General features: G+C 56.1%; 16 protein-coding genes and 1 riboswitch. Of the genes, 3 read left to right on the top strand and 13 right to left on the bottom strand.

What is annotated here, in order from left to right; translation table 11 throughout:
* Positions 1–57: 57 nt before the first annotated feature.
* The 6 genes from CWM54_RS22420 to CWM54_RS22395 form a co-directional block, all read right to left on the bottom strand.
* On the bottom strand, positions 58–882 hold the full coding sequence (locus CWM54_RS22420) for a PTS system mannose/fructose/sorbose family transporter subunit IID (protein WP_002884590.1): 825 nt from the start codon (positions 880–882) through the stop codon (positions 58–60).
* Between the two features lie 11 nt (positions 883–893).
* Positions 894–1,694 (bottom strand): PTS mannose/fructose/sorbose transporter subunit IIC, encoded by an 801-nt coding sequence (locus CWM54_RS22415; RefSeq protein WP_002884608.1) that lies wholly within the window; start codon positions 1,692–1,694, stop codon positions 894–896.
* 65 nt (positions 1,695–1,759) lie between these two features.
* Positions 1,760–2,254 (bottom strand): mannose/fructose/sorbose PTS transporter subunit IIB, encoded by a 495-nt coding sequence (locus CWM54_RS22410; protein WP_061156137.1) that lies wholly within the window; start codon positions 2,252–2,254, stop codon positions 1,760–1,762.
* A complete protein-coding gene (locus CWM54_RS22405) occupies positions 2,254–2,661 on the bottom strand; it encodes a mannose/fructose/sorbose PTS transporter subunit IIA (protein WP_100698517.1) in 408 nt (135 codons plus the stop codon). The genes CWM54_RS22410 and CWM54_RS22405 overlap by 1 nt, the downstream gene beginning before the upstream one ends.
* Before the next feature lie 9 nt (positions 2,662–2,670).
* Entirely contained in the window at positions 2,671–3,474 is an 804-nt protein-coding gene (locus CWM54_RS22400; protein ID WP_100698515.1) for an SDR family oxidoreductase, read from the bottom strand.
* Positions 3,475–3,542: 68 nt separating this feature from the next.
* The gene (locus tag CWM54_RS22395; protein ID WP_002884616.1) at positions 3,543–4,490 is read right to left on the bottom strand and encodes a sugar-binding transcriptional regulator; all 948 of its coding nucleotides are present in this window, start codon (positions 4,488–4,490) and stop codon (positions 3,543–3,545) included.
* Between the two features lie 349 nt (positions 4,491–4,839).
* Here CWM54_RS22395 and rluF point away from each other — a divergent pair, with 349 nt between their 5' ends.
* Positions 4,840–5,715 (top strand): 23S rRNA pseudouridine(2604) synthase RluF, encoded by an 876-nt coding sequence (gene rluF / locus CWM54_RS22390; RefSeq protein ID WP_074387367.1) that lies wholly within the window; start codon positions 4,840–4,842, stop codon positions 5,713–5,715.
* Here the strand turns inward: rluF and CWM54_RS22385 are convergent.
* The 3 genes from CWM54_RS22385 to lysC all read right to left on the bottom strand — a co-directional run bounded on the left by CWM54_RS22385 (position 5,712) and on the right by lysC (position 8,519).
* Complete coding sequence (locus CWM54_RS22385) at positions 5,712–5,984, bottom strand: DUF3811 domain-containing protein (protein WP_012969166.1); 273 nt, start codon at positions 5,982–5,984, stop codon at positions 5,712–5,714. The genes rluF and CWM54_RS22385 overlap by 4 nt on opposite strands.
* 116 nt (positions 5,985–6,100) lie before the next feature.
* Entirely contained in the window at positions 6,101–7,030 is a 930-nt protein-coding gene (panS, locus tag CWM54_RS22380) for a ketopantoate/pantoate/pantothenate transporter PanS (protein ID WP_100676111.1), read from the bottom strand.
* A gap of 139 nt (positions 7,031–7,169) precedes the next feature.
* Entirely contained in the window at positions 7,170–8,519 is a 1,350-nt protein-coding gene (gene lysC, locus CWM54_RS22375; protein WP_061156132.1) for a lysine-sensitive aspartokinase 3, read from the bottom strand.
* 179 nt (positions 8,520–8,698) lie between these two features.
* A riboswitch (Lysine riboswitch) is annotated at positions 8,699–8,934 on the bottom strand.
* Between the two features lie 349 nt (positions 8,935–9,283).
* On the opposite strand from lysC, the gene pgi reads away from it, so the two are divergent.
* Positions 9,284–10,933 carry a glucose-6-phosphate isomerase gene (gene pgi / locus CWM54_RS22365; protein ID WP_064142939.1) on the top strand — a complete coding sequence of 550 codons (1,650 nt, stop codon included), beginning with the start codon at positions 9,284–9,286 and terminating at the stop codon, positions 10,931–10,933.
* Between the two features lie 46 nt (positions 10,934–10,979).
* Here the strand turns inward: pgi and CWM54_RS22360 are convergent, their stop codons facing one another.
* Both CWM54_RS22360 and CWM54_RS22355 read right to left on the bottom strand, forming a co-directional pair.
* The gene (locus CWM54_RS22360) at positions 10,980–11,435 is read right to left on the bottom strand and encodes an acyltransferase (RefSeq protein WP_100681893.1); all 456 of its coding nucleotides are present in this window, start codon (positions 11,433–11,435) and stop codon (positions 10,980–10,982) included.
* 8 nt (positions 11,436–11,443) lie between these two features.
* Positions 11,444–11,953, bottom strand: a complete 510-nt coding sequence (locus tag CWM54_RS22355) for a GNAT family N-acetyltransferase (RefSeq protein WP_100681894.1) — start codon at positions 11,951–11,953, stop codon at positions 11,444–11,446.
* 144 nt (positions 11,954–12,097) lie between these two features.
* On the opposite strand from CWM54_RS22355, the gene psiE reads away from it, so the two are divergent.
* Entirely contained in the window at positions 12,098–12,508 is a 411-nt protein-coding gene (gene psiE / locus CWM54_RS22350; protein WP_004206282.1) for a phosphate-starvation-inducible protein PsiE, read from the top strand.
* A gap of 192 nt (positions 12,509–12,700) precedes the next feature.
* On the opposite strand, the gene malG is transcribed toward psiE, so the two are convergent.
* Positions 12,701–13,591: a maltose ABC transporter permease MalG gene (malG, locus tag CWM54_RS22345; RefSeq protein WP_002884725.1), complete on the bottom strand. Its 891-nt coding sequence runs from the start codon at positions 13,589–13,591 to the stop codon at positions 12,701–12,703.
* 14 nt (positions 13,592–13,605) lie between these two features.
* Complete coding sequence (malF, locus tag CWM54_RS22340) at positions 13,606–15,150, bottom strand: maltose ABC transporter permease MalF (protein ID WP_008807314.1); 1,545 nt, start codon at positions 15,148–15,150, stop codon at positions 13,606–13,608.
* Positions 15,151–15,173: the final 23 nt, after the last annotated feature.

The raw sequence follows: 15,173 nt of genomic DNA, 5'->3' as shown, positions 1-15,173 counted from the left end.
CTTTATCTTTCGGGGCTATGTTGTTGACGTCACCCCGGCATCGCCGGGGCGGAATAATCAGGACAGAAAGCCGAGGGCGTTGCCGATAATGCCTAAGCCGAAAAGGGCGAAAATCAGCCAGACCGGATTCACTTTCTTGTTCAGCAGACGCACCATCAGTAGCGTCAGGCCCAGCGCCAGCAGGCCGGGGCAGAGCTGATCGAGGATGTTCTGGACGGTCATCGTGACGGTGGCGCCGTCTGCACCGGGCGTTTGGGACACCACCAGCGGCACATTGATGGTGGTCCATTTGGTCACCAGCACCCCCATGACAAACAGGCCGAGAATGGAGGCGCCTTCGGTCAGCTTCTGCAGCAGGTTACCGCCCATATCGCTGACGATATTGACCCCTTTACGGAAGCCCAGTTGCAGGCCGTACCACTTCATTGCCAGCCGCACTGCATTGAAAATAAAGAAAAATAACAAAGGTCCCAGAATATTGCCGGAGAGGGCCAGCGAGGCGCCAAGGGCCGCGGTAATCGGCCGCAGCGTGCCCCAGACCAGCGGGTCGCCGACGCCGGCCAGCGGGCCCATCAGACCCACTTTGATGCCGTTGATAGCGCCATCGTCAATGGCCGCGCCGTTAGCCCGGGCCTCCTCCATGGCGGCGGTGACGCCGATCACCGGGCCACACACCGCCGGCGTGGTATTAAAGAACACCAGATGACGCTTCAGCGCCGCGACCTGATCGGCTTTGAGCGGATACAGGCGTTTGATCGCCGGGATCATGTCGTAGCAAAATCCCAGGCCATGAATACGTTCGAAGTTAAAGGAGGCCTGCTGGAGGTTGGAGCGAAGAAACATGCTCACCAGGTCGCCTTGCGTGATTTTTTTCTGTTCCATTTTCGGCTCCGTTAGTCGTCAAGCTGGTCAAGGGCGGGTGCAGAGGGGGCGGTGGAGGCGGCGGGTTCAGCCTTACGCCACTGCGGATTGAGCTGGATGTAGATCAGCGCGATGATGACGCCCACGCCGCCGAAGGCCAGCAGGCTGAAGTCGAGATAACCTCCGGCGAGAAAACCGAGGAAAAAGAAGGGCATCAGGTACTTCACGCCCATCATTCGCAGCACCATCGCGTAGCCCACGACGACAATGAAACCACCGGCAATCTGCAGACCGCGGGTGACGAATTCCGGGATCGCGCTGAGCATACTGCTGACCATGTCCGCACTAACGAACAGTGAGACCACCAGCGCCGGGATTGCCACGCGCAGTGCCTGCACCCCCAGCGCGGAGACATGCAGCAGGTCGATGGTGCGAAAGCGCGCCTCCTCGGCCGCTTTGTCCGCGGCGTGCTGGAACACCACGGTAATGGTACGGGCGAAAACGGTCAGCACCTGCCCGGCGGCGGCCACCGGCAGAGCAATGGCGATACCGGTGGCAATGCTCTGGTGGCCCACAATCACCAGAATGGCGGAGATAATGCTGGCCAGCGCCGAATCTGGTGACTGTGCTGCCCCCACGTTCATCCAGCCGAGGGCGATCAGCTCCAGCGTACCGCCGAGCATAACCCCGGTTTTTAAATCACCCAGGATGAGGCCAATCACGGTACAGGCGATAAGGGGCCGATGGGTCTGAAATTCATCCAGCACACTGCCCATTCCGGCAATACAGGAAAAAATAAATATGGCTATTATCTGTAGGGTACTAATTTCCATAATTTATGACCTTTAAGGTGTGAGTCATCCTGCCTGCTACGGCATATCACAACAGGCGCTATTTTTTATTCGCAGAAAGCTGTTTCGTTAATTTTGTCGAGAATATTGACTGACGGATCTGATGCGACCACGCGTAAATCGAGTTTTACGCCCAGTTTATCGAGTTCACGGAATGCCTGAATATCCTGCGGATCCAAAGAAACGGCTTTGGTTAGCTGTTTTTTTCCGGGTCGCCAGGCCATGCCACCAATATTTAACGTGGCGATCTGCACGCCCTGGCGCACCATCGTTAAAACATCATGTGGATTGGTAAATAAATAAAAGACGGTCTCATCCTGATATTGCGGGTTATGATAGACCGCAACCGCTTTTTCCAGACTGACAACGTTTACCTTCATGCCTGGCGGGGCCGCCTGGCGCAACAGGGTCCGGCGAACCTCATCGTTAGATACATCGTCATTGCAGATAATTATCCGCTGGGCGTTGGCGACTTTTGACCACACGGTGGTGACCTGGCCATGAATCAGTCGGTCATCAATACGGGCGAGGGTAATTTGCATCAGAACTCCTCCTCAACGGTTTCTGGCTGCTGCCAGACCACACAGGACTGACTGGCGATGACCTGCAGATGCTGGCATAAGTCATCGGCGCTCAGGGTATGCTGGTTATCCACCAGCTCGAGCGCCAGCGGCAACGACAGGCCGCTAATCACCCGGATCTGCGGGTGACGCATTGCCAGCCCGGCGGCGGCATTCCATGGGCTTCCGCACTGCAAATCTACCGCGATTACCCACTCCTCATCGGTGTGGGCGCTTACTAACTTTTCCAGGTTAATGGCGATATCCGCCGCGTTTTCACCGGGAACAAACGCGACGGCGCTGACGTTAACCTCACCGTAGACCATGCGTACCGAATCAAGCATGGCCCCGGCCAGCTGGCCGTGGGCGCAGAAGATAGCGTGAACCATACTTCCTCCTTAACCGCGCGTTTTTCCGCCGGCAATGTTAGTGGTGACTCCGGTGATGTAGCTGGCGCGCGATGACAAGAGATAGCAAACAAAATCAGCGACTTCTGAGAGCTTTCCTGCCCGCCCGATAGGAATGGCGTTTTTGGTATATCCCTCGCGAAGTTGCTCGACGGTGATATTGCGCGTCCAGGCCAGCGCCTCTTCATATTCCGGCGTTCGCAGGCCGGTTTTTTCGAGGATCCCCGGCGCAACGCCGACCACGCGGATCCCATATTTACCCAATTCTTTGGACCAGGAGCGGGTAAAGCTGTTGAGCGCGGCCTTGGTCGCGGCGTAGCAGCTTTGACCTTCAGAGCCTTCCAGGCCGCTCTCCGAAGAGACATTGACAATCACACCGGCGCGCTGTTTGACCATTTGACGCGCCACCGCCTGCGACATGAAAAACACCCCTTTCTGGTTGATATTGACCATTTTTTCAAAAGCGGCTTCGTTCAATTCATAGCGGCCAGCCGGTGCTTTTTCGTCGACTAATAAACGCGGGAAATTCACGCCAGCGTTATTGACCAGGCCATCAATACGCGACCAGCGCTGAATAATGGCACCGATAGTCTGTTGCACCTCTGTTGCGCTGGAAATATCCGTCGGCCAGAAGTGATAATTATCGTCATTGTGATGGCGATCGCCGCCATGAATATCAATCATCTGGACATGAGCACCTTGTGATAATAATTCATCGACAATGGCCAGCCCAATTCCCGAGGCGCCGCCGGTCACGATAATGACGTTATCTTTTAAATTTAACCATGTATTCATTATTCACTCCCATTTCTTTAGATAAAGGGATCCCCCGCAGCGCGTGCTGCGTGAAATCATATCCTGTGTTATTTAAGTAATAATTCAGCCGTTTCTCTGTTTGTCACCAGACAATTAATATAGCGTCCGTGCAATGCGCCAAGAATGCCAGAGTATTTCTCTTCCCCCATGGCGATGCCGATGGAATAGCGAGCCTGGCGCAGCTTCGCCATTTCGATCGACAGGGTTTTTTCGCTCATATTGGTATCGACTAACCCACCGTTAATATCGTAGAAACGCGAACAGATATCCCCGGCGACGTGGCGGGCGTTCAGATCGTCGCTCTCTTCGCTGCCGTAGAAGGCGTGCCAGTTTGCGCCGTCGCGAATGGCCGGTGAACCAATACCCACCAGCGCCACATCCAGGCTGTCCCAGTAGGATGAGATGGTTTTAAAGTGCTGGGACTGCATGATGCCGTTGCGGATCAGCGGGTTATCCAGCAGGGCTGGAAAATCGGCAAGGTGGGATTCCGCTTTCAGTCTGGCTGCCGCGCCGTAGGTTAGCGTATTCACATGGTAGCGGCTCTCCAGTTTACCGGAAGGCCCGCCGATGATGGGGACGCAGATCACCTGGCGTGACTGGCTGGCCTGCGGCAGGTTCTCCACCAGCGAACGCACGGCGCGGCCCCATGAAAAACCGATGATATCGCCTGGCTCCAGCAACCGGTCGACAAGCAGGGCGCCATGCTGGCCCATTGCACTCAGCTGTTCTTCTTCCAGCAGCCCATCGCTGCTGGCAACCACCGCCTCTTTCAGACCAAATTTTTGCTTGAGCTGTTGCTCGAGCCACAGGTTCTCGTTGTAGTCATAGTTGATGGCGATGGTGACAATGCCCTGCTCGCGGCCGCGCTTCAGCAGGCGACTGATGGTGGTGCGATAGATCCCCAGCTCACGAGCGATTTGCGCCTGAGTCATATCCTGCTCGTAATAGAGCTGGGCGATTTTGACAATCAGCCGGATATCGTCACTGTTTTCCATGGTCATCTGCAGGCTCCTGCACATTTGTGCAAATCGCGGGTTTGTGCTGTTGATCTGATATAACCCTATTAGAGCCACCGTTTAAAGCGATTTTCTTTTATTTCATCACCCTAATCTGGCGAATAATCTTGCACATTTGCGTTATCAATAGCGGGTTGTTGGCACCTTTGTGCATTGCACGCTAAATCGCTGATTCTGTGATATTTCATCATGCAAAGTTGCCAGGCGTTGAGCGGGACACTTTTGTGAAAAAAGGCGTAGTCGATCACACCTTGCGCCGGAGGGCGCAAAGGCACATCTTTTTTCTCGCCCACAAGGTAGGGTATATTTCGCTTTTACAGGAGAATCTATGCTGCCCGACTCATCAACCCGATTAAATAAATACATCAGCGAAAGCGGCATCTGCTCGCGTCGCGAAGCGGACCGCTTTATTGAACAAGGCAACGTCTTTATCAATGGCAAGCGCGCCACCATTGGCGATCAGGTGAAGCCTGGCGATTTAGTCAAAGTTAACGGACAGTTGATTGAGCCGCGTGAAGCGGATGATCTGGTGCTGATTGCGCTGAATAAGCCGGTCGGCATTGTGAGCACCACGGAAGACGGCGAGCGCGACAACATTGTCGATTTCGTCAACCACAGCAAGCGAATCTTCCCTATCGGCCGTCTGGATAAAGACTCTCAGGGGCTGATCTTCCTCACCAACCATGGCGATCTGGTGAACAAGATCCTGCGCGCCGGCAACGACCATGAAAAAGAGTATCTGGTGACGGTCGATAAGCCGGTGACCGATGAGTTCATTCGCGGCATGGGCGCGGGTGTACCGATTCTCGGGACCGTGACGAAAAAATGTAAGGTGAAGAAAGAAGCGCCGTTCGTTTTCCGCATCACTCTGGTGCAGGGGCTGAATCGCCAGATCCGTCGTATGTGTGAGCACTTTGGCTATGAAGTGACGAAGCTTGAGCGTACGCGGATTATGAACGTGAGCCTGACGGGGATCCCCTTGGGTGAATGGCGTGATCTAACCGATGACGAGTTGATCGACCTGTTCAAGCTGATTGAAAACTCCTCTTCCGAAGCGAAGCCGAAAGCCAGGCCGAAGGCCAAAGCGGCGACACCCGGGATCAAGCGCCCGGTGGTGAAGATGGAAAATAGCAACGATAAAGGCCGCCCGGCTGCTAACGGGAAACGTTTCACCCAGCCGGGACGTAAAAAGAAAGGTCGTTAACGCCTGCCGCGGGTCGGCGTATTCGCCGACCAGGAAAAGGTCGCTTCTTTATCCGTTTTATAAGCCTGCTGTTTTTTCACCTGGCGGGCTTTCTTCGCATCCGCTTCACGCTGTGCCATCAGCTTATCGATATATTCCTTTTTCACGCTGTTCGTTTCCGCATTGCTCAATGGGCGGCCATGCGCAATGCGCGCGCGGTCAAGCAGCGTTTTCAATTCGCGCTGTTCGCGCTCGGTCATCTCTTTTTGTGTAATACGGGGGAGTGCCATGGTGGTGCCCTCAGTCAGACCAGAGCACCCAGTGTACGGCAATGAATATTTTACTGATAGCCTGTATGGCAACTAAAGCAGGCGCACGCCCGGGCCTGCGCCCGGACGTATCACGCTCAGCGCTTGTCGGCTTTTTTGGCGATGGGCTTTCCTGACCAGTACCCGGCCAGCAGCGAACCGGACAGGTTATGCCAGACGGAGAACAGCGCGCCTGGCAGCGCCGCCAGCGGGCCGAAGTAAATTTTACCCAGCGCGGCCGCCAGGCCGGAGTTCTGCATCCCCACCTCGATCGCCAGCGTACGGCAGGTGGATTCATCAAAACCAAACAGACGTCCGCCCCAGTACCCGCCAAGCAGGCCAATAGTGTTATGCAGGATCACCGCGATAATCACCACCAGGCCGACGGAGGCGATATGGGCGGCGGAACCCGCCACCACCGCGCTGATGATCGCCAGAATGCACACCATCGAGAAGGCAGGTAAGAACGGCTCTACCGCTTTCACCACCTTCGGCAGCAGATGATGGACAATCAGCCCCAGCGTGATGGGAATGACCACGATCTGCAGAATGCTGAGCAACATCCCCATGATGTCGACCTGAATGTGCGCGTCGACGTACAGACGGGTGAGCAGCGGTGTCGCCACGACGCCGACGAGAGTGGAGACCGAGGAGATGGTTACCGACAGTGCAACATCCCCCTTGGCAAGAAAGATCATCACGTTGGAGGCGGTTCCGCTGGCGACGCTACCGACCAGTACCATCCCGGCGGAGAGCTCGGGTGGCATATGAAACAGCAGCGCCAGCAGCCAGGCGGCGAGCGGCATCACCAGATAATGGAGAAAGATCCCCGCAGCGACCGGCGCCGGGCGCGACAGGACGCGCTTAAAATCTTCCAGCTTCAGATGCACGCCCATACCGAACATGATCAGCATCAGCAGAGTGGTGACCCACGGGCCAATCGGGGTGAAGGTGGTGGGAGTGTAATAGGCCAGAACGGAGAGCAGCAGTGCCCATAACGGGAACAGCCGCGTCAGAGTTGCGAGCATGTTGTGTTCCTTGCGATACGCGAACCGGGCCGCGCCATCCCGATGGGGCGGCGAGCAGGTCAGCTGGTTGTGTTGATGTTGTTATAAAAAAGCCGGGTTCGAGCCCGGCTATAGGTATTGTTTATCGTGCTAAGGAGTTTTATTCAAACAAATTATGATGCAGCTTCTGCACCACCTTCTCCGCATCGGGGCCAGGCACCAGGAAGCAGAGGTTATGACTGGAGGCGCCATAGCAAATCATGCGGATGTTAAACGGCTCGAGGACGCCAAAGACCTCTTTGCCGACGCCGCAGGCTTTCGACAGCTCATTGCCAATCAGGGCCACCAGCGCCAGGTCTTCCTCCACTTCCACGCGGCACAGCGAGGAGAGTTCAGTCAGCAGCGCCTGGGTCAGCAGGGTATCGCCTGCAGAGGTTGAGCCGGTGGTATCCATGGTCAGGGCCACACTCACTTCGGAGGTGGTGATCAAATCGACGGAGATGTTATGGCGCGCCAGAATGCCGAATACCTCGGCGAGGAAGCCGCGGGAGTGCAGCATATTCAGGCTGTGCAGCGTCAGCAGCGTTTGACGGCGACGCAGGGCCAGGGCGCGGAACAGCGGTGGGTTCTCGGTGGTTTTACACACCAGCGTACCGCCCGCTTTAGGCTCTTTACTCGAGCCGACAAACACCGGAATATCGCTGCGCACGGCAGGCAGCAGGGTCGCCGGGTGCAGCACTTTGGCGCCAAAGGTGGCCATTTCCGCCGCCTCTTCAAAGGCGATGACGTCGATGCGTTTCGCCGCCGGCGCCACGCGAGGATCGGTAGTATAAATCCCCGGGACATCGGTCCAGATGTCGACGCGGGTGGCATTCAGCGCTTCGCCGAGCAGAGCGGCGGTATAATCGCTGCCGCCGCGGCCGAGGGTGGTGGTGCGGCCTTTCGCTTCGCTGCCGATAAAGCCCTGGGTCACCACCAGGCCTTCCGCCAGACGCGGCGCCAGCTGCAGCTGTGTCAGTTCGGCGACAGCGGCGATGTCCGGTTCGGCGCGGCCAAAGCGATCGTTAGTGCGCAGCACTTTACGGGCGTCAAACCACTGCGCCTGAATGCCGCGCTCACGCAGGATTTCCACAAACAGCAGGGTGGACATCAGTTCGCCATGGCTGACCAGTTCGTCGGTCAGGGCGGTCGAGGAGGCGAGCGCGGCGGCTTCCGCCAGCGTCGTGATGTTTTCCAGCAGGCGCTCAATCTCTTCGCGAATCACATTGGGATAGCGCAAACGCTCCAGAATATTGGACTGGATCTGGCGCAGAGCGTCCAGCTGGGTAAAACGTTCGGTGGGTTCCAGCCCTCCCGCTAAGGCCACCAGAATGTTGGTCACGCCAGCAGAGGCGGAGAGCACAACAATACGGGTGTTAGCATCGAGCAACGCCACATCGATGCTGCGGTTCATGGCGTCAAAATCGGCAACGCTGGTGCCGCCAAATTTGGCGACGACTAGATCTGTCATAACAACCTCGTGTCAGGGGGCCTGACTTATTAAAACGATTCCTGAACACCGATCGTGGCAGGGGCTGGACGCCGCCGGATCGCAACAAAATGTCTTAATAAGCCAGGCCAAATTATTCAGCCATGGCACAAGGGAAGAGCGATAAACAGGGTGGCGCAGAGTGATAAACAACTACGATGTCACCCAGAAGTGCTCCACCTTGTAGACCCGACTCACCGCTCTGGGCGCTGAGGTGTTCGGGTATGAAACGCCCGACTGCGAACGTTTCTGGTGACAACCCAGGGGATTCAGCCCCTGTGGCCGGTGAGGAGCGTGACCAGACGCTCTTTCACCTCGGCGTTGCTCCCCCTCACGTATTTTCCCCGGACTGGTTCCTCCAATACGGTTACCTGGGCAACGCACCTCTTCTGGCAATTACCGACGTCTTTCACCAGGCCGGGGGATTTGAGACATTATATCCCCCGCGAATACCCTTTCGCTGTAGCGTGAAATGCGCGAGCAATAGATACCTACCAATACGTAAGCACTGCGGATATATAAAGGCTTAACACCAGCTATGTCAACGCTGCGGTTATGCGGATTTTTCATGCCCCTGCGGCTAACAGAAAAAAGCCTTATGATAGCTATACTAATGGGGCTTTTTACTCCGTTTTGACCCGATTCCTGACCGGCGTCAGGGACAAGTCACAAAAATCATCACAATTTTCCGTCACCGGCGCTACAATCGACCGAAGTCACAATCTCAAATCAGAAGAGTATTGCTAATGAAAAACATCAACCCAACGCAGACCTCTGCCTGGCAGGCATTACAGAAACACTTCGACGAAATGAAAGATGTCACTATCAGCGAGCTGTTCGCCAAAGATAGCGACCGTTTTTCTAAGTTTTCCGCGACGTTCGACGATCTGATGCTGGTGGACTTCTCCAAAAACCGCATCACCGAAGAGACGCTGGCTAAACTGCAGGATCTGGCGAAAGAGACCGATCTGGCAGGCGCCATTAAGTCGATGTTCTCCGGCGAAAAGATCAACCGTACCGAAGACCGCGCGGTTCTGCACGTCGCGCTGCGCAACCGCAGCAATACGCCGATTGTGGTTGATGGCAAAGATGTGATGCCGGAAGTAAACGCCGTGCTGGAGAAGATGAAAACCTTCTCCGAAGCGATTATCTCCGGTAGCTGGAAAGGCTATACCGGCAAACCGATCACCGACGTGGTGAATATCGGTATCGGCGGCTCCGACCTCGGTCCGTTCATGGTGACCGAAGCGCTGCGTCCGTACAAAAACCACCTCAACATGCACTTTGTCTCCAACGTCGATGGCACCCACATTGCTGAAGTGCTGAAGAACGTCAATCCGGAAACGACCCTGTTCCTGGTGGCGTCCAAGACCTTCACCACTCAGGAAACCATGACCAACGCCCATAGCGCGCGCGACTGGTTCCTGGCGACCGCGGGCGACGACAAGCACGTGGCCAAACACTTCGCCGCGCTCTCTACCAATGGTAAAGCGGTTGGCGAATTTGGTATCGACACCGCTAACATGTTCGAATTCTGGGATTGGGTTGGCGGCCGTTACTCTCTGTGGTCAGCGATTGGCCTGTCCATCATTCTCTCCGTGGGCTTCGACAACTTCGTTGAGCTGCTGTCCGGCGCGCATGCGATGGATAAGCACTTCTCCACCACCCCGGCGGAGAAAAACCTGCCAGTACTGCTGGCGCTGATCGGTATCTGGTACAACAACTTCTTCGGTGCAGAAACCGAAGCGATTCTGCCGTACGACCAGTATATGCACCGTTTTGCCGCCTATTTCCAGCAGGGCAACATGGAGTCCAACGGTAAGTATGTTGACCGTAACGGCCACGCGGTAGACTACCAGACTGGCCCGATCATCTGGGGTGAGCCGGGCACTAACGGTCAGCATGCGTTCTACCAGCTGATCCACCAGGGCACCAAAATGGTACCGTGCGATTTCATCGCCCCGGCTATCACTCACAACCCGCTGTCCGACCATCATCCGAAGCTGCTGTCCAACTTCTTCGCCCAGACCGAGGCCCTGGCCTTCGGTAAATCCCGTGAAGTGGTCGAGCAGGAATATCGCGATCAGGGTAAAGATCCGGCAACTCTGGAGCACGTGGTGCCGTTCAAAGTGTTTGAAGGCAACCGCCCGACGAACTCCATCCTGCTGCGTGAAATCACCCCGTTCAGCCTTGGGGCGCTGATTGCCCTGTACGAGCACAAAATCTTCACCCAGGGCGCGATCCTCAACATCTTCACCTTCGACCAGTGGGGCGTTGAACTGGGCAAACAGCTGGCTAACCGCATCCTGCCGGAGCTGAAAGACGGCAGCGAAGTTAGCAGCCACGACAGCTCAACTAACGGCCTGATTAACCGTTATAAAGCCTGGCGCGCATAATCTTGCGCAGCTAAGACGCAATGCCGACCCTTAGGTCGGCATTTTTTTACAGCCGCCGCAGCAGGCGGGCTGGATTTCCCGCCCACACTCCTTTCTCGGTAATGGACTTCGTCACCACGCTGCCCGCGCCAATTACCACGCCGTCGCAGATGCTGACGGCCAGAATTGTGGCGCCGCTGCCGATCGACACGTCATCGCCAATCTCAATCCGCCCCCAGCTGGTGCGGTCGGCATTCGGTTTGCCGTCGCGAAACAGGTCGTTGGCAAACATCACGCCGTGACCGATAAAGCAGCGCTGGCCAATGGTGACGTACTCGCAGATAAAAGTATGGGACTGAATTTTACTGTTCGCGCCAATGCGGGTATTGCCCTGGATCTCAACGAACGGCCCGACGAAGACGTTATCGCCAAGGACACAGTCGTACAGGTTGGCGGGCTGGTAGATCACCACGTTCTCACCGCTGGTGACGTTGCGGATCGCCGTTTCCCGAAGGGTATGCATAGTGCCTCTCAGATCGGTTTGGCCAGAATATGTAAGGTGCTTTGCTGGCTGGCGGAATGAAAGGCGACATCTTTCACGTGCTGCATCCCCTGACGTTCGTAAAAACGGCGCGCAGCGGGGTTATCGGCGAGCACTTCCAGCCACAGCCAGCTTTCACCGGCCGCTTTTGCTCTCGCCTCGACGGCGCGAAATATCTGCTCACCGTAGCGGTGGCCCGTTGTGTCAGGCAGCAGATAGAGCTTATGCAACAGCGTACCGGACGGACCTTCAGGACTTATCGCCTGACGACAGGCGTATTTCGCAAAGCCGACAGGGTGGGGGGCTTCAGCAATCAACCAACAGCACCGGGAATCGGTCAGGCTGCGTTGCAGCGAGGCCAGGGAATACTCTTGTTGCAGGTAGCACGCCAGCTCGTCGGCGTTATGCCAGAGGTGAGCAAAGTGATGGCGATAGCTGGCATTGCCCATTTCATTGAGTAAAGCCGCATCCTCTGCGCGTGCGGTACGAATCTTTAGCATGGTTGTTTCCTTTTTAACCCGTCCGTCTGGGCTGTGATTGTTACATCTTCGCCGGTGGTGGCAAAAAGTTAGCGAATAATGTCGATCTGGATCACATTTTTGCGTTATACAGGTCTCAAAGAAGCATAATGATGAGGTGTATTTATGTCGTCGGTTTATCGTCCGCTGGTGAATTTTATCGCCACCGCGATGCAAACGGTTTTGAATCTTGGGCTGCTGTGCCTGGGGATTATTTTGATCGTCTTCCTCGGGAAAGAGACGCTGCATCTGGCCGATGTCCTCTTTACCCCGGAGCCGACCAGTAAGTACCGGCTGGTGGAAGGTCTGGTGGTCTACTTCCTCTACTTCGAGTTTATCGCGCTGATCGTCAAGTATTTTCAGTCGGGGTTCCACTTCCCGCTGCGCTATTTCGTCTATATCGGCATCACCGCGATTGTGCGCCTGATTATCATCGACCATGAGTCGCCGATGGCAGTGCTGATTTACTCCGCCGCGATCCTGATCCTGGTGATTACGCTCTGGCTGTGTAACTCCAATCGCCTGAAACGCGAATAAAAAAAAGCGGCCTCCAGGGCCGCTGACCAACAGTCACAAATAGAATTTATGTAGGGTCCAGTTGAGGATAGCAGTGGCATTGGCCTTACTTTTTCAGCTGAGGGCGACGGCGACAATACCCGGTTGGGGTCGTGTATTGCGGCTAGACCGTCGGCCCTCATCTGAAATTTGGGGCCGGTGTTACAAAAAAACTTAACCTTTCACCCCACCCGCCGTCAGGCCGTTAACCAGCCAGCGCTGCGCCAGCAGGAAGACGACCGTGATCGGGATGGCGGAGAGCACCGCCGCGGCGGCGAAGTCGCCCCACAGATAGTTCTGCGGGTTGAGATACTGTTGCATACCTACCGCCAGGGTATAGCTGTTCACATCGCGCAGCAGCAGCGAGGCGACGGGCACTTCGGTGATGGCCGCGATGAACGACAGAATAAACACCACCGCCAGAATCGGCACCGACAGCGGCAGCAGCACGAGGCGGAAAGCCTGCCATGGGGTCGCGCCATCCAGCGCCGCCGCTTCTTCCAGCGAACCATCGATGGTTTCGAAGTAGCCTTTAATCGTCCAGACGTGCAGCGCGATACCGCCCATATAAGCGAAGATCACGCCGCCGTGGGTGTTGAGGCCGACGAACGGGATGTACTGGCCCAGGCGGTCAAACAATGCATACAGGGCCACCAGCGACAGCACCGCCGGGAACATCTGGAAAATCAGCATCCCTTTCAGCAGCGTCGCTTTCCCCGGGAAGCGCATACGGGCAAAAGCGTAGGCGCAGGTGGTGGAAAGGGCGACGATGCCGATCGCGGTAATGCCGGCGACCTTAATCGAGTTCCACAGCCACAGCAGTACCGGGAATGGCGGCGGCGTGACGCGGCCATCCGCGTGCTCAACGCTGAAGCCTAATGCCAGGCGCCAGTGTTCCCAGGAGATGGTATCCGGGATCAGGCTGCCGGTGGCGAAGTTGCCTTCGCGCAGCGAGATAGCGATGACCATCAGCAGCGGGAACATAATCGCGGCGATAAAAATCAGTAGCAGGAGATGCGTGGTAAATAAACGTAGCTTCTGCGATTTGGGTTGGACCATAGCCATTATCGTTATCTCCCTTAATCAAACTTCATGCGTGTGGCTTTCAGATTCACAATCGCTAACGCGCCAACCAGCAGGAAGATAAGCGTTGCGATAGCCGCCGCCAGGCCGAAGTCCTGACCGCCGCCGCCTTCAAAGGCGATGCGATAGGTGTAGCTCACCAGCAGGTCGGTATAACCGGCCGGGGTGGTGGTGCCGAGACGGTCCGGACCACCGTTGGTCAACAGCTGAATCAGCACGAAGTTGTTAAAGTTAAAGGCGAAGCTGGCGATCATCAGCGGCGTCAGCGGCTTGATCAGCAGCGGCAGCGTAATTTTAAAGAAGTTCTGGAACGGACCGGCGCCATCCATCGCCGACGCTTCGTACAGATCGTCCGGAATCGCCTTCAGCAACCCCATGCACAGGATCATCATGTACGGGTAGCCCAGCCAGGTGTTGACGATGATGATCATGGTGCGCGCGGTGGTCGGGTCGCTAAACCAGGCCGGCTTAATGCCGAACAGCGCGCTGAGCATCATGTTGATTTCACCAAAGCTCTGGTTGAACAGCCCTTTGAAAATCAGAATCGAAATAAACGACGGTACGGCATACGGCAGAATCAACAAGACGCGGTAAATTGCTTTGCCTTTCAGTGCTTCCCACTGCACCAGACAAGCCAGCACCATTCCCACGGCCACGGTCAAAATCACCGTCAGCACCGAGAACACCACGGTCCAGACGAAAATAGCGAAGAACGGTTTCTGGATCCCTTCGTCCTGGAAGACGCGGGTGAAGTTATCCCAGCCGATCGTCACGGTGTAGCCCGGGCTCAGCTTTTCAGTGCCCCAGCTGCCGTCGGCGTTAATCGCCTGGTAGAAGCCTACGTCATTGTTCGGGCGATATTTGACGTGGGTCTGATTGTTGGTCAGCACCCCATCTTCGCTAAGCGTATACAGCGGTTGAGTGCCGGAGAACTGACGCAGCGAGCTCATGATCACTTTGCTGTCATCCGGCAGCACGGCGGTCAGTTGGTTCAGCGCCGTGCGGTTCTGGGTAATGACGCGCAGGCTGACGCGCTCGCCTTCCGGCAGGGCGTCGGTTTCTTTTAACGCCAGCTTCTGCTCACCGCCGAATTTAAAAGCGTCGGAAAGGTAGTTTTTACCGCTCTCGCCGTCGGTCAGAGCCAGTTTCCACTCGTCCCCCGCCGGGATCAGCGTGAAGTTATAGGCTTTGCCAGCCTGGAAAGAGCGATCCATCAGCACCTGCTGCGCACGTTCAAAGGTCAGCTGGTTGGTGCTGCTGTAGTTCGTGAAGGCGATGGCAATGGTACAGATCAGCGGAAACAGGACGAACAGGCCCATGCCGGCGAGGCCGGGATAGACATAGCGCCAGGCATAAGCCTTGCGATTAGCGAAAATATACAGGCCAACTGAGCTTAAAATCAGCGTCATGATGGCGAACAGGTACTCCCCCTGGGCGTACATCAAAACAACAAGGTAACCCACCAGCAGGCACAGTAAGCCAATCACAGACCATGTGAGTTGCGGACTTTGCCACCAGTGTTTCTTTTTAACGGCATCCATGGGGATCATCCTCTACAGCGGTG

The sequence above is a fragment of the Klebsiella sp. D-Nf1 genome, assembly GCF_002810515.1.
In the GTDB taxonomy this organism is placed as follows: Bacteria; Pseudomonadota; Gammaproteobacteria; order Enterobacterales; family Enterobacteriaceae; genus Klebsiella; species Klebsiella variicola.
The sequence above is the reverse complement of the archived record's forward strand: the minus strand, read 5'-3'. Positions and strand labels throughout refer to the sequence as shown.